Annotated in this window: 15 protein-coding genes; 4 read left to right on the forward strand and 11 right to left on the reverse strand. The window is 65.7% G+C overall.

Annotation, left to right across the window (positions count from 1 at the left end; all coding sequences use genetic code 11):
* Positions 1–261: 261 nt before the first annotated feature.
* Positions 262–594, reverse strand: a complete 333-nt coding sequence (locus tag C515_RS0103525) for a hypothetical protein (RefSeq protein WP_028454406.1) — start codon at positions 592–594, stop codon at positions 262–264.
* Here C515_RS0103525 and C515_RS0103530 point away from each other — a divergent pair.
* Complete coding sequence (locus tag C515_RS0103530) at positions 577–903, forward strand: hypothetical protein (RefSeq protein ID WP_158380768.1); 327 nt, start codon at positions 577–579, stop codon at positions 901–903. The two genes, C515_RS0103525 and C515_RS0103530, sit on opposite strands and share 18 nt — an antisense overlap.
* On the opposite strand, the gene C515_RS0103535 is transcribed toward C515_RS0103530, so the two are convergent.
* The 4 genes from C515_RS0103535 to C515_RS0103550 form a co-directional block, all read right to left on the reverse strand.
* Complete coding sequence (locus C515_RS0103535; protein ID WP_028454408.1) at positions 878–1,735, reverse strand: CPBP family intramembrane glutamic endopeptidase; 858 nt, start codon at positions 1,733–1,735, stop codon at positions 878–880. The two genes, C515_RS0103530 and C515_RS0103535, sit on opposite strands and share 26 nt — an antisense overlap.
* 91 nt (positions 1,736–1,826) lie before the next feature.
* The gene (locus tag C515_RS0103540; RefSeq protein ID WP_028454409.1) at positions 1,827–2,276 is read right to left on the reverse strand and encodes a hypothetical protein; all 450 of its coding nucleotides are present in this window, start codon (positions 2,274–2,276) and stop codon (positions 1,827–1,829) included.
* Positions 2,277–2,559: 283 nt separating this feature from the next.
* A complete protein-coding gene (locus C515_RS0103545; protein WP_043647932.1) occupies positions 2,560–3,990 on the reverse strand; it encodes a homospermidine synthase in 1,431 nt (476 codons plus the stop codon).
* A gap of 330 nt (positions 3,991–4,320) precedes the next feature.
* Positions 4,321–5,307: a YcjF family protein gene (locus C515_RS0103550; RefSeq protein WP_028454411.1), complete on the reverse strand. Its 987-nt coding sequence runs from the start codon at positions 5,305–5,307 to the stop codon at positions 4,321–4,323.
* A gap of 285 nt (positions 5,308–5,592) precedes the next feature.
* On the opposite strand from C515_RS0103550, the gene C515_RS0103555 reads away from it, so the two are divergent.
* On the forward strand, positions 5,593–6,183 hold the full coding sequence (locus C515_RS0103555) for a hypothetical protein (RefSeq protein ID WP_028454412.1): 591 nt from the start codon (positions 5,593–5,595) through the stop codon (positions 6,181–6,183).
* A 52-nt stretch (positions 6,184–6,235) separates the two neighbouring features.
* Complete coding sequence (locus C515_RS0103560) at positions 6,236–6,748, forward strand: hypothetical protein (RefSeq protein ID WP_028454413.1); 513 nt, start codon at positions 6,236–6,238, stop codon at positions 6,746–6,748.
* A 263-nt stretch (positions 6,749–7,011) separates the two neighbouring features.
* Here the strand turns inward: C515_RS0103560 and C515_RS0103565 are convergent, their stop codons facing one another.
* Genes C515_RS0103565 through C515_RS0103580 form a run of 4 tightly spaced genes read right to left on the reverse strand, consistent with a single transcriptional unit; the run spans position 7,012 to position 11,489 of the window.
* Positions 7,012–8,541 (reverse strand): cryptochrome/photolyase family protein, encoded by a 1,530-nt coding sequence (locus C515_RS0103565; protein ID WP_028454414.1) that lies wholly within the window; start codon positions 8,539–8,541, stop codon positions 7,012–7,014.
* The gene (locus C515_RS0103570; protein ID WP_245574979.1) at positions 8,538–9,887 is read right to left on the reverse strand and encodes a DASH family cryptochrome; all 1,350 of its coding nucleotides are present in this window, start codon (positions 9,885–9,887) and stop codon (positions 8,538–8,540) included. Before C515_RS0103570 ends, C515_RS0103565 begins: the two co-directional genes overlap by 4 nt.
* Positions 9,818–10,057, reverse strand: coding sequence for a DUF2256 domain-containing protein (locus C515_RS24850; protein WP_308417117.1), 240 nt, complete (start codon positions 10,055–10,057; stop codon positions 9,818–9,820). The genes C515_RS0103570 and C515_RS24850 overlap by 70 nt, the downstream gene beginning before the upstream one ends.
* Entirely contained in the window at positions 9,957–11,489 is a 1,533-nt protein-coding gene (locus tag C515_RS0103580; protein WP_028454416.1) for a cryptochrome/deoxyribodipyrimidine photo-lyase family protein, read from the reverse strand. The genes C515_RS24850 and C515_RS0103580 overlap by 101 nt, the downstream gene beginning before the upstream one ends.
* A gap of 235 nt (positions 11,490–11,724) precedes the next feature.
* On the opposite strand from C515_RS0103580, the gene C515_RS0103585 reads away from it, so the two are divergent.
* Positions 11,725–12,168 carry a hypothetical protein gene (locus C515_RS0103585; RefSeq protein WP_028454417.1) on the forward strand — a complete coding sequence of 148 codons (444 nt, stop codon included), beginning with the start codon at positions 11,725–11,727 and terminating at the stop codon, positions 12,166–12,168.
* 147 nt (positions 12,169–12,315) lie between these two features.
* On the opposite strand, the gene hslO is transcribed toward C515_RS0103585, so the two are convergent.
* Together hslO and C515_RS0103595 are read right to left on the reverse strand one after the other, a co-directional pair.
* Positions 12,316–13,197 (reverse strand): Hsp33 family molecular chaperone HslO, encoded by an 882-nt coding sequence (hslO, locus tag C515_RS0103590; RefSeq protein ID WP_028454418.1) that lies wholly within the window; start codon positions 13,195–13,197, stop codon positions 12,316–12,318.
* Positions 13,198–13,403: 206 nt separating this feature from the next.
* Positions 13,404–13,979, reverse strand: coding sequence for an MFS transporter (locus C515_RS0103595; protein WP_028454419.1), 576 nt, complete (start codon positions 13,977–13,979; stop codon positions 13,404–13,406).
* Positions 13,980–14,163 lie beyond the last annotated feature (184 nt).

Here is a 14,163-nt window from a genome sequence, read left to right on the forward strand (position 1 = left end):
TCATGTCGGAAAGTGGTCATTTCGGAGAAAGAAGGCAGCGACATTCCCGTCAACAAGATCAGGGACAATAAACAGCCATAGGTATACGCTTACAGCCAAATTGGTTAAATGGCTACAGACGGATACCCACTGTCAGCCCCATGAACTCCGCGGCGGACGGACAAGAAAAAACCGCCGGAAAGGCGGTCATCGGCGCTCGAACGCGCGGCAGCCGGCAGCCGGCAGCGCTTGCACGCTGCGGTCCCGGCGGCGGCCGGCCGTTCAGCGCAGCGTGTATTCCACGCAGCGCACACCATTGCGCACGGCATCGGCGCGGCTGGCTTCCCCCTGGGCAACCAGCTTTTCCAGGCGGGTGCGGGCCGTCGAAGGGGTAACGCCCTGCTCTTCGGCGTATTCCTTGGCAGTCAGTACGCGACCGGCGGCAGCAGGTGCGGCGGCGGCCTGGGGAACGGCAATCGGGGTGGCAACCGGCTTGGCGGCGGCCGGGCTTGCGGCTGCCGCAATAGCCGGGGCAGCGCCGGCAGTGGCGGACGCCAGGCCGCGCAGCTGCACGGTGCGGGCCAGGGCTTTCAGTTTTTGCTGACGGTGATTCATGGCTTTGTTCCACAGCCACCGGCGGTGGCAATCTATCAAAGGCGCGGATTATACGACATGCCGGCGGTGCGCTTGTTGCGATATGTTCAGCGCCTCTTGCATGGCTTTACCAGTAGATCGGCGCTGATTGACGGCGCAACCATGACCGGCCGGCAAAATGGGAAGACCGAAATTGTCCGCCACGTCCGGCAGCGCACGGGCCTGGCAACCGGCCTGCCGCTGTGCTGCGGCGACATCCCCAGCCAGAAAACCACTGCACGCCAGGCCGGGTTGACGGCATCGCTCACCCCGCCAGCTGCGGGTAGCTGAAGGCCAGCAGGTGCACCGCATTCACGCCGAAATGCACGCCCACCGCAGCGCGCAGTCCACCCGCGCGCCAGGCCACGCCATAGCCCAGCCCCGCCAGCGTGGCCACCAGTACCCACACCGGACCACCGGCCGCGTGTGCCAGCCCGAACAGCAGCGCTGATAGGATCAACGCCAGCGCGGCACCATGTCGCCAGCCCGCCCAGTAACGCGCCAGCCCCTGCATCAGCCAGCCGCGAAACAGCAGCTCCTCGACCAGGCAGACCAGCAGCAGGTTGTTGAGCAGCCACCAGCCTCCCGGCAGCGGCCACAGTGGCCAGCGCCCAGCCTGCCAGGGCGGCGCCCAGGCGATCAGCCCGAGCGCAAACGCTGGCGGCATGACCAGCAGCAGCGTCAGCGGCAGGCAGCGCAACACCGCCAGTCCGCAGCTGCGCCAGCTCTGCGCCGGCAAGGGGCAGACCAGCAAAAGTGCAAAGGCCAGCAAGGGCTTGTCGAGATTGAGGAAAAACGTGGCCGGCTGCGCACCGGGGCTGAGCACCAGCTGCTGCCACAACGGCAGGTTGGCAAAACCGGGAAAGGCATGCAGGGCCAGCCCCAGGCCGGTACACAGCAGCAGGGCATGGCCTGCCGCGCGCCATGGATGCTGCGGCTGGCGTGCGAGCCAGACCGCCACAGCCAGCAGCAGCATGGGCAACAGCGTCGGCCAGCCCAGCCGGCCCTGCGCGGCGGCAATCAGCAATGCGGCCAGCAAGGGCCAGCACCAGTGCCGAGGCCCTGCGCCGGCCAGGGCCAGGAGGGCCGCGCCAAACAGCGCCAGCCAGGGCAAAAGAAGCATGCGCCCTCCCGGGCCGGATCAGACAGCCGCGATTGTGCGCAGCCGCACGCGCCGAAGCAAGGCAGAAGCAGTCCGCCCCGCGCGGTCAGGGTCAGTCGTGGTAACGATCCCTGTCCCTGCCGCCCTGACCATGACCACGCCAGCGGCCGTCGTCATGGCGCGGCTCGTCGTAACGCCGCTCATAACGTCCCCAGCCATCGCCGCGCTCGTGGCGGTGCCGGTAATACGGCACATAGACCTGCTGATACCAGTCATCGCGCACGAAATACACCGGACGACCGCAAGCGCTGTAGCGGCGGCAGTGCTTGTACCATTTCTTGGCATGGCCGGGCGGCACGCGCAGATAGATCGGCTCGTAATAATGCGGCTGGCGCACGACCACCACCGGCTCGGGATAGAGCAGTCGCGGCGCCGGGGCATTGCCCAGCGTGATCCGGCCATAGAAACGCGGGTCGCCGATCGTTACCGAAACGCCGACATCGGCCGCGGCGGCCAGTGTTGCGGCGCAGCCCAGCGCCGCGGCAAGCAACCATTTTTTCATTGCGGTACTCCTTGGCCCCTGCCGGTACCTGCCTGCGCAAGCCCCGCAGCAGCCTTCTGCCGTTGGACACCGGCAGCGGCCATCGCCGCTGCCCCGGGCCGCCAGACTGCGGCCCTGATGTTGATGAAACAATGCTACGCGGCAGAGGCTGAATCCCGCGTGAATGCGAACGGGGGCCGGAGAGCAACGGGAGCGACAGGCCGCAAACAAGCGGCGACGGGGCCAGCCGCGCCAGGCGGCATGGGCCGGCGGGGCCGGCCTATGAAATGCCCGGGAGTGGCAATCAGACCCGCACGTTCTTGAATTGCCAGGGATCTTCGCGGTCGAGGTCTTCGGGGAACAGCGCACCCCGCCCCTGCAGCGGGTTCCAGTCGGTGAACTCGCCGATCAGCTCGCCCAGATAGGGGCTGGCCACCGCCAGCACCTCGCGCCAATCCATGTCGTCCGGGTCGACGATGCCGGCCTGCGGGTGGCGCATGGCCCAGACCACGCCGCCGAGCACGCCGGCCGCCGTTTGCAGGCTGGTGGCATTGTTGCTCGGACACAGCGTTCGCGCCTCCTCGATGGTCAGGCGCGAACCGAACCAGTAGGCATTGCGCGCATGGCCGCCAAGCAGCACACCCAGCTCGTCCATGCCGCCGGCAATGTCGTTCGGGCCCAGCGCGCGGCGGCGCGCTTGCAGCTGCCAGCCCTTGCCTTCCAGCTCGTGCTGCGACAGCACCGCCGCATCACAGGGGTGATAGGCGTAATGCACGGTGGGGCGATAGACCACGTGCTCACCCTCCTTCACCGTCAGGAAATTGGTGATGGTGATGGCCTCGCCGTGGGTGACCAGAAAACCGTGGTAGGCACCCTCGCGCGGCGTCCAGCTGCGCACGCGCACCGCCATGCCGGGGCGGTCGAGGTAGATCGTCGCGTCGCAGCCATAGCCGTGCCGGTGCGCGTCCGCCGGCCAGTGGCGCTCGTGCGAGCCCCAGCCCAGTTCTGCGGGCTGGCGCCCTTCGGCCGCAAAGGCATCGACCGACCAGGTATTGACGAACTCGCCAGGCTGCTTGGGCACGACCGGCACCTGCGTGTCGCGCTCGGCGATATGGATGGTCCTGATCTTGAGCCGCTGCGCCAGCGCCGCCCAGCCCGCACGGTCATGCGGCTCCTGCCACTCGCCCTCCGGCAGCACGGCAGCGGCAATATCCAGCAGCGCACGCTTGACGAAATGCGAGACCAGACCCGGATTCACGCCATGCGTAAGCACCGCCGTCGGACGCACGCCGGGCAGGCGCAAGCCATGCGCGAGCTCGCGCAGCATGTAATTCGAGCGCTCGGACGGCGGCAGTTTGGGATCGGTATATACGCCCGCCCAGGGCTCGATGCAGGCATCCAGATACAGCACGCCGTGCTCCTGGCACCAGGCGATCAAATCCAGGCTGGAGACATTGATCGAGAGATTGAGCAGAAAATCGCCCGGCCCGAGTTCCTCGGCAAGGATGTCCTGATAATTGTCGCGGGTCAGCGTCGCCACGCGCAGTGGCACGCCCAGCGCCAGCCGGCTGTCGTCACGCACCTCGGCGGCGGCCAGAATCGTGATCTGGCCCGGCACCATGTCCACATGGCGCAGCAGCAGCGGCAACACCCCGCGGCCAATGCAGCCATACCCCAGCAGCAAGAGGCGTCCGGTGAAGCGCACCGGAGCCTGCGTGTCATATGCGTTAGCCATGCGTCGGTTCCTCCAGGGCTGAGCGAATGAAAAGGCGTCACGTTTTCATGCACTCAGTCTAGCCCGGATTATTTGCGCAGGCGCGCCAGCTGCACTTGCTGTTTTGTTGGCTGTTTTGTTGGCGCTCCCGCTGGCGCGATTCTGGCAGGCGTTCAGGCGCTGTTGATGTTTGATCAATTCCTGCGCGAAGGGCTGTTTCGCCTCAGAGCAGGGTCTTCGCCGCAATGAGGCAAAAGAACCTGATGACGGCAGATTCCCGTCACGCTGGCTGCCCGGTCAGACGCGGAACACCGCGGCCACGGCGAGGCGCACCTGCCCCGCACGACCGGCTTACACGCCGCTCTTCACCAGCTTCATCACCGTGCCGTAATCCAGCGTGCGCGCCTGCTGCTGGATTTGCGGCAGGTATTGCGTCTGCAGCTGGCGGGCCGGCGTCAGCAGTTGGCTGAAGGTGTCCTTCAGCACGGCGGTTTCCATCTTGCGTCCGCCCGCGTAATAGCGCTTGGCCAGCTGGCCCAGCGCATAGGTGGTGGCAAAGGAAAACGCGATGCCGGTCGCCGCACCGCCGACCTTGCCGGCCGTCTTGCCGGCGTATTTGCCCAAGAGGCCGCCCAGCAGCTTGCGGCCGAACTGCTCGACGTACTGCGAGGTGAGTCCGACTCCGGCGGCGGCAAGGAATTCGCGAATGTGGCCCTGATCCAGCTCGACACCATAGGCCTTGCCCACGCTGTGCACCAGTTTCAGCTGCAGCGGCACGATGGCCATCGTCGCCCAGGATTGCGGCAGCAGCTCCAGCGCGCCGCAGACAATCGCAAAGCGCAGAACCGAGCCATCGAGCGCGCGCTCGCTTTCCGGTGACAGCGCCAGCAGGGCCGTCTGCACCGGCGGCGGCGGACTGGTGACGGCGGCGGCAAGCGGAACGGCGGCAGTCGCAGCAGCCGGCGTGTCATAGCCGAACCAGGCATTCGCCTCGTCCTCGATGGTCGTCGCCTCTCCGCCCAGCTGCAGCGCCGCCTTCAGCTCGGCCAGAAAGGCCGTCTCGGCCGCGCTCTGCCGGCCGTCGGCATCGACCACGCACACCGCCATTTCGAAAGCCAGCTGGCGCGCGCCCTGCTCCTGCAGCGCCGCCATCGCATCGGCCAGCGTGTAGCGCTTGAGCAGCACGTCCTGGTAAAGCCTGGGCAGATCGACGCCGCCCCCGCCCAGCGAAGCGGCAATGCCCTTGATGGCATCGCGCTCGCGGCTGTCCTTGTCGCCGTCACAAAACGCCGCCAGCAGCGTGATGGCCAGAATGGCCTGCTGTTCGGAATGGGTCATGGGTGCATCTCCGTGCGAAGCAATCGAAAAGGAAATCGGACACGCTGGTGTGCGCGCGGTTCCATCAGTGGCGCCGCAGCGGCATACCCTGCCAGCGATAATTCTGCAGCCCTTTGAGCTCAATGGCTACAGCCATATACCCATAGAGCCAAGATGAAGCAAAGCCCTTCTCTTACGAAACGCACACGATAGCGGCTTTGTTCTTTCTGCAAAAGCAAGGAACATGCAGGCGAAACCAAGCCGCTTGCCACGTCGTGCAAGCCAACGCTCACCAAGGAGACCCCCATGGCCATCGCCTGGATCAAGGAAGTCCGCAACTACCACCCCACTGCCACCCTCTCGCTGCGCTGCGAAGACGGACGTCATCCGACTCTCGGGGAAGGCGCAGACCGCAAGGAATACGGCCGCGACGACACGATCAGCGTGCTGCCTGCCAAGAGCAGCAGCGAGCCGACCATCCTGAAGGCAGACAACTTCGCCATTCCGTGGAGCTTCAATTTCAGCAATCGCCTGCGCATGAGCACCGAGATCAATAAGCAAAAGGTCGAAGCCACGGCGGAAATCCGCGGCGAAAGCGCCTGGGATTTCATCCTGATCCGCGATCATGAAATGCGCGAAATTGAAAAAATCGACGCCGGCAGCTGCGGCGACGCGCCGGGCGTCAACCACTCGTGGTGGATTCTCAGCCTGCATTCCGATGGCGACATCGAATTCCACTGCCTGGAGCGACAGGGCCTGCTGCAGGACGAAGCCATGAACCTCGGGCGTTTCTTCCTCAGCTTCCTGCTGAATGCCACCGAGCTGGGTGTCAGTGCACTCGAAGTCTACAAGGGCCACAAGAAGGAAAAAGCCGAAAAGGAAAAGGCGAAGGCCTGATCCGCAGCGCGACCGCTCCACATCCACCCGCCCCCCCGCAAGGAGAACAGCCATGGCCATCGCCTGGATCAAGGAAATCCACAACTACCACCCCAACACCACGCTGGCGTTTCAAATCGAGGATTCACGCATCCCCAGCATCGACAACAAGGAAAGCAAAAGCTTTGAACTTCCCCAGGGCCAGCTCACCGCGGACAAGCTCAGCAATTTCGCCGTGCCCTGGAGCTTTGCCGGCAACCAGCACCTGAAGATCACCGTCAAGGGCGCGCAGACGGATACGTTCTACGTGGAAATCCGCGGGCGCAGCGGCTGGGATTACCTGGTGTTCCGCGACGCCGAATTCCGCGAATGCGGCGAGGTGGAGCTGGGCTCACAGGGCGACGCGCCCGGTGTCAATCATTCATGGTGGGCCATCTGCCTGCACAGCGATGGCAAGCTGGAATGGCACGCGCTGGAGCGCCAGGGCCTGCAGCGCGATGAAGCGCTGGCGCTGGGGCGCTTCCTGGTCGATCTGAGCGAAAAATCGGTGGGACTGATCATCAAGGCGATTGCTGCGGTAGCGTAACGCTCGCCCAATCGGCCACCCGCCGTGCCGGGTAAGCCTTGGCGCTGATTTCCGGACTGGCACACTGTGCTCCGGGGTGCTCGCGATGCCGGACCTGGCTGGCAACGGCGGGCCGCCCCCCTGCACGCGAGGAGCTAGGCGGACTCCAGTCAGGATGGGGGTTCCGGAGTAAAGGCTGCGGAGAAGCACAAGGCGGCAAGCGCTGGCCTGCCAGGCAGTACAGGTATCCGTTCGCGGCAGTGCCACGTTGACCTCCCGTGCGTTTACAACTCGTCCAGCCTTTGCAGATAGCTGGCCGCCTGCGCGCGCAGTGCGGCCAGCTCTTCGGGGGTGAAGCGGGCCAGATTGCGGTACACCGGCCCCAGGCGCGGATTGCCCTGCAGCCGCTCGGCGTGGCGGGCGAAGAAATCCCAGTACAGGCTGTTGAACGGACAGGCGCGCTCGCCGGTGCGCTGTTTGCTGCGGTAATGGCAGCCCTGGCAGTAGTCGCCCATTCGGCTGATGTAGGCCGCGCTGCCGGCGTAGGGCTTGCTGGCCAGCAGGCCGCCGTCGGCAAACTGGCTCATGCCCAGCGTGTTGGGCAGCTCCACCCATTCAAAGGCATCGCTGTAGATGCCCAGATACCATTCATGCACCTGCTGGGGGGCAATGCCGGCCAGCAGCGCGAAATTGCCGGTCAGCATCAGGCGCTGGATGTGGTGGGCATAGGCATGCGCCAGCGAGTCGCGGATGGACTGGCCCAGACAGGCCATGCGCGTCTCGCCAGTCCAGTACCAGCGCGGCAGCGCCCGTTCATGCTGCAACACATTGTGCCGCGCGTACTCCGGCATGCGCGCCCAGTACACGCCGCGCACATACTCGCGCCAGCCCAGTATCTGGCGGATGAAGCCTTCGGCGGCCGGCAGCGGCACGGCACCGTGGCGATAGGCGGCCTCGGCGGCGGCCACGACTTCCGCAGGCGAGAGCAGCTTGATGTTCAGCGCAAAGGACAGCAGCGAGTGAAACAGGCGCGGCTCGTGCCGGCTCATCGCATCCTGATAGTGGCCAAAGTGCGGCAGGATGTGCGCGATGAACTGCGCCAGCTGCGCCAGCGCTTCGCCCCGATCCAGCGGCCAGCGGCAGGCAGCGGCCTGCGGATCGCCAAAAGTCTGCACGCCGGCGGACACGATTTCCTGCCAGAGCGCGCGCAGATCCTGCTGCGGGCGCAGGTCGGCGGGCGCAGCAGGCGCGCCCTTCCAGCTGGCGCGGTTGTCATGGTCGAAATTCCACGCGCCGCCGCAGGGCTTGCCGTCGGGCGCAAGCAGGATGCCGTGGCGGCAGCGCATGTCGCGGTAGAAATATTCCATGCGCCACTGCGTGCGGCTGCTGAAAAACTGCCCGACCGCGTCGCGCGCGGCGAAGAAATGCGCACTGCTGCACATCTGCACCGCAATCGCCTGCTGCTGCGCGTAATCGGCCAGCTGGCGATCAAGTCGCCACTCATCCGGTTCCTGGTATTCGATGCGCGTCGCGCGGTAGCGGCGCTGCAGCAGGTCGAGATTGCCCGGCAGCGACTGGGTATTGGCCGGATCGCTGATCGCGAGGTAATCGACACGATGGCCGGCGTTTTCCAGATTGGCGGCAAAGCGGCGCATCGCCGCAAAGATCGCCAGCACCTTCTGCGCGTGATGCCGCACGTAATCCGTTTCCTGGCGGATTTCCATCAGCACATACACCACTTCGGGATCGTGCCTTGCCAGCCAGGGGTGGGCGGGATTGAGCTGATCGCCCAGCACCAGGCGCAGACAGGTCATGGCGTGCTCCAGAGCGCACGATACGCGCCATCCGGGTCGTATTCAGCGGCCTGCCTGGCCGGGTTGAACCGGCGCGAGCCGCGCGGATCGGTACCGCAGCCGGCGAGGTACAGCCAGTTGCCCTGATTGCTGGCGACGTCGTAATCAATCAGGCAGGACTCGAACCAGGCCGCGCCGGCACGCCAGTCGCAGCCCAGATCGTGGATCAGGTAGCTGGCGACATTCTGGCGCATGCGGTTGGAGAGGAAACCCGTGGCGGCCAATTCGCGCATGCCGGCGTCGATCCACGGCTCGCCGGTCTCGCCCCGCCGCCAGCGCGCAAAGGCCTCGGCATCGTGCCCCGGTGCTGGGCATGGCGGCTGCAGGCCGTGGCGCAGAAACAGCTGCCGGCCAAAGCGCCGCATGAGCCAGCGGAAATACTCGCGCCACAGCAGCTCGAACCACAGCCAGTCACTGCCTTCGCTGACGCCCTGCTCGCCCTCGTGCTGCGCCAGCAACCGGGCCGCGCGGCGCACCGAAAGGCTGCCCTGCGCCAGCCAGGGCGACCATTTGCTGGCGTAATCCGGGCCCATGAGCCCGTTGCGCGTGCGCTTGTAGCTGGCGCCATGCGTTGCGAGCCAGCGCTGCACGCGCGCCTGCGCGGCCTGTTCGCCGCCGCGCCAGTCGGCCCGGGCATAGGGAAAGCTGCTGCGCGCATCCGGTGGCGGCGGCATCAGCCAGTCGGCGGGCAAGGCGCGGCCAGGCGCTACGCCATCCGGCCAGGGCGGCAAGGCGGCGGGAGCCGGCAAGGGGGGCACGGGGCTCAGCGCCGCAGCCTGCAACTGCTGGCGAAAGCGCGTAAACACCAGCGGCAAGTCAGCCAGGGCAAACGGCAGCTGCGACTCGGTGTACAGCGTATCCTGCCAGCCAGCCAGCACCCGCACACCGGCGGCCTGCAGGTGCGCCAGCTGCTGCGCCTCTTCGGGCGCGGCCAGCGCTGCGCAGTACACGGTGGCCCCCAGCGCACGCGCCAGCTCCCCGAGGCAGGCCGCGGCATCACCGTCCAGCAGCAGCAGCCGGCTGCCGCGCCTGCGCAGCCCGGCATCCAGTTCCTTAAGGGTATCGGCCAGTACGTATTTGCGATGTTGACCCAGCCGTTTAACCCCCCACTGGGTATCTTCATCGGGCGGCAGCACGTACACAGGCAGCAGCGCATCGGCTGCGGCGCAGGCCGCGCACAGCGCCGGGTTGTCGTCCAGCCGCAAGTCCTGGCGGAACCAGTAAATGGCGATGCGCATCACGCCCCTGCCTTGCGCCGCCGGCAGCGCTCCGAGCAGTAACGCACGGCGTCCCAATCCTTCGCCCATTTGCGCCGCCAGCTGAAAGGCCGCTGGCACACCGGGCAGAGCTTGCTGGGCAGATCGCTTTTTTGCATGTCAGAACTCCAGTTCCAGTTGTGCGCCGCTGGCGCGGGCAGCCGCCTTGCGCCGCGCGGCCGGACGCAGGCGCGAGCCGTGGCGTTCCAGCACCGCGGCACGCGCGGCGCGCACGCCGGGATCACGGCGCAGGGCATAAAGCCGCTCCTTCGCCACACGGGTCGCCCGTTCCAGCTCGACCGGGGGTTCGGGGATGTCTTCGCCCACGCGCACGCCGCACTGCGCCTGCACGGCCGGCGGCATGCGCCAGGGCTCGAACAGCCAGCTGTCGGGCACGCGGCGCAGCGCCGGCAACCAGTGGCGCACGAACCGGCCCTGCGGATCGTGATCACGCGCCTGCTTCACCGGGTTGTAGACGCGCGCGGTATTGATGCCGGTGGTGCCGGACTGCATCTGCAGCTGGCTCCAGTGAATGCCCGGCTCGTAATCCAGAAACTGCCGCGCCAGAAACAGGCCCGGTTCGCGCCAGTGCAGCCACAAGGGATAGGCCGCGACCGACACCAGCATCGCGCGCATGCGGAAATTCAGCCAGCCCGTCGCCCGCAGCATGGCCATGCAGGCGTCAACCAGCGGCCAGCCGGTGCGCCCGGCCGACCAGGCGGCAAAGTGCGCGGCTGACCAGTCCGCTTCGCGCAGGCCGTCATAGCCGCGATGCAGATTGCGGAATTCCAGCGCAGGCTCGCTTTCCAGCTTCTGGATGAAGTGGCAATGCCAGTAGAGGCGCGACACAAAGGCGGCCAGCCCGCGCCGCTGCCGCTCGGCCTGCGGGCCGCTGGCATTCGCCATTGCCAGCCGCGCGGCGTGCACCACTTCGCGCAGGCTCAATAGGCCGTAGGCCAGATGGGCGGAAAGCCGTGAACATGCCGTCGGCGCCGACAGCGGCGAAGAAATGCCGCCGCGATAGCTCAGCACGCGCTCGTTCAGGAAATCCGTCAGCACAAGCTCGGCATTGGCGCGACCACCGCGCTGGCGCAGCGGCGGATCGGGGTCTGTCAGGCCCAGCGCGGCGGGGTCGGGCCAGCGATGACCAATGAGCGGCGGCAAGGGCGCGGCCAGCCGCGCGGGCGGCGGCAGCGGCGGTTGCGCCATCAGCGCCTCCCAGGCCGGCCGCCATTCATCACGGTCCTGCAGGCGGCGCACGACGCCGAACTGGCGGAATTCCTGCCAGTGCACGCCATGCCTGCGGCACCATGCCGCCACGGCGCGGTCGCGGGCAAAGGTCCAGTCGTTGCCGGTTTCTTCATGGCTGTAGAGCGCATCGATGCCAAGCTCGGCATGCAGGCGCTCGAGCACCGCCGTCATTTCACCACCGCGCACCAGCAGCCGCCCGCCCAGCGCGGCGAACTGCTGCGCCAGTGCACTGACGCTCTCGCGGATGAACAGATAGTGCTGGGTGGCCATGTCCGGCTGCGCCCACAGCCCGGGCTCGATCACATAAAGCCCCAGCACCGGCCCCGCCGCTGCGGCGGCCGCCAGTGGCGCATGATCGTGCACGCGCAGATCGCGTTTGAACCAGACAAGTGAACAGGCCATTTCTGTATTGTACAAAAATGGCAGCACGCTGTAGCGCTTTGCCGAGCACGCCCGATACGCGGCGCATTCGTGCCTGCTCGCCCGCCCTTCGCGGCAATTCACTCCTGTTGCACGCTTGCCGCTTTGCCGCGGCAAACCTGACTGTGAAGCACGACACAGCCCACTTGCTGCGGCCTGTCTGCCACGCAAAATCTTTGTATAATCTTGCGTTTCAATTCAGACAAACGGAGAAGTCATGAAATCAATTTTCCGCCACCTGCTTGCCCTGACGCTGGGCGCCTGGCTGCTGATGGTGCCGGCGCACGCCACCGAGCTTGGCCGTTATGTAAAGGCCTACAGCGGCGAAGAAGGCGTCAAGGTATGGCTGTTGCGCTACGGCCCGGAATCGGCCAACGAAGCACTGGTGCAAGTGGGTCGGGTTGACCATCCCTGGGATTTGCGCATCCTGAAGGCCAAGCTGGTGCAGCGCACTGCCGACGAGCAACGCTATGTGGTGCAGCACAAGGGTGCGGATTACACGATGCTGATCGTGCGCGGCAGTGCTGCCGAGCTCTGGCTGCCCAGCCAGACCGCCTTCCCGGCCAGCCCGCGCAGCCTGCGGTTCGATGAGGCACTGGCCAACCAGGGCAATCCGCAACGCTTCGCCGACGAATTCCAGCAACAGACCGCACAGAAGTAAGCTCCCAGGCCGGCAAGTCCGCAGCGGCCAGCAAGAAAAAACAAGGGTATTGCCATACAACCCATTATTTTTAATGGCTGTACGGCAATACCCTTTTGCATGCCTGGCAGGACGACAAATGCTCAGCGCAGCAGCAGCCGGCCGACCCTATTGCAGATTGCGGTTACCCTCGGCAACGCCCTGCCCGGCAAACAGCTGCGCCACGTCAACGGAATCAAAGTGGTAATGCTTGCCGCAGAAATCACAAACGATTTCCACCTGCCCGCGCTCGGCCAGCACGCTGTCCACTTCTTCGCGACCGACCATTTCCAGCATGCTGCCCACGCGCTCGCGCGAACAGGTGCAGGCAAACTTCGGCGTCGCCGGGTCGAACATGCGCACGGTTTCCTCGTGGAACAAGCGATGCAGCATCTCGCGCGGCGCCAGCGTCAGCAGCTCCTCGGCGGTGATGGTTTCGGCCAGGCGCTGCACGCGCGGCCAGGCATCCTCGTCTTCCGCACCGCTGCCGCCTTCCAGCGGCATTTTCTGCAGCATCAGCCCGCTGGCGATCTGGCCGTCGCAGGCCAGCCATACGCGTGTATCGATCTGCGCGGAACGCTGCATGTAATGCTCGATGATGGTGGCGACCGACTCGCCCTTCTCGAAGCCGACGATGCCCTGATACGGCTCGCCGTCGTCGGGGTCGATGGTGATCACAAAGCGCCCGCCCTGCCCCAGCAGCTCGGCCAGCGACACATCGGGAATCTCGCCATCCCAGCGCGCGGTGGCGCGCAGCGTCTTCTTGCTGGTGATTTCGACCACCGCCATCTTCAGCTGCCCCTTGCCGTGCAGCTGCAGGATCAGCGTGCCGTCGAACTTCAGCGTGGCCTCCAGCAACTGGCCGGCAGCCAGCAATTCGCCGAGCAGCCGCGCCAGCACCGGCGGGTAAGGATGACGCGCAAGCACTTCGGCAAAGCTGTCGCGCAGCACCACGGTTTCACCGCGCACGGCGGCATGGTCAAACAGGAAACGCTCCAGAATATCGTGCATTACTACTCCATACTGCATGACCCATTGCCATGCAGCCAATGATTTCAAAAGGCCACAGCCGCATACCCATCAGGCAACTGCGAACCGCAAAAATAAAACCCAACGCAGAGACGCAAAGGCGCAGAGTAAAAACACGGCAAGGTTTTGCCCATCCGCTGCGTCTTTGCGTCGCTGTGCTGGCAGGTTTTCAGCCTTGCCCTGCCCGCTTATTCGGGCCGCGCCGCAATGACGTGGCAGCTCATCGGCAGGCTGGAATTGATGTCGAATTCGCAGCCGGCGCTCACGCCAATCCGGGCAATCGCCTCGGCATCCAGCTCGGCATTGCCGTACACCGCGCTCATCGCGCCGATGGCAAAATCGGCGCCGGAACCGATGGCCCAGAAACGCTGGTATTCATACACCTCGCGCATGCTGAATACGGCAAAGATGCCGTGCGGGTTGGCCACCAGCACCGTCATCTGGCTGGATTCATACGGATCATCCTCGTCCTCGTCGGGCTTGAGGAAGAACTGGTCCTTCAGCTTCGGGTGCAGCTTGCGGAATGCTTCGAAGATGGCGGGCCGGCTGGAAAAATCAAGCTTCCTGGCCTTGCCCAGCAGCGATTTCAGCACCAGATCGTGCGCGGCGCTGCCGGAAATCGCGAAGAAACCGCCCTGCGCGGCAAAGATCTTGTCCCAGTGCCGGTCATCCCCGGCCGACAGGCGCGTGTCGCCAAAGGTGGACTGGCTGTCGCCGGCAATCGCAATCTGCCCGGCTTTTCTGACGATGACGATGGTGGTCACGGCACTCCCCGCAAAACCGCCGGGCGGCATGCACCGGCATGCTGCATTTTATCCGCTTCTGCCAATGCCGGTGCCACAAAGACCGCGCGGCAGTGCCCGGGACGCTTGCGCTGCAGAACCCCGATTCCCTCTGCTTCTCTGCGTTGACAGGTTTTCAGCAGCATTGAGCGCTGCAGCTCATCCC

Origin of the sequence: Chitinilyticum litopenaei DSM 21440 (assembly GCF_000428145.1) — a bacterium.
Lineage (GTDB): Bacteria > Pseudomonadota > Gammaproteobacteria > Burkholderiales > Chitinibacteraceae > Chitinilyticum > Chitinilyticum litopenaei.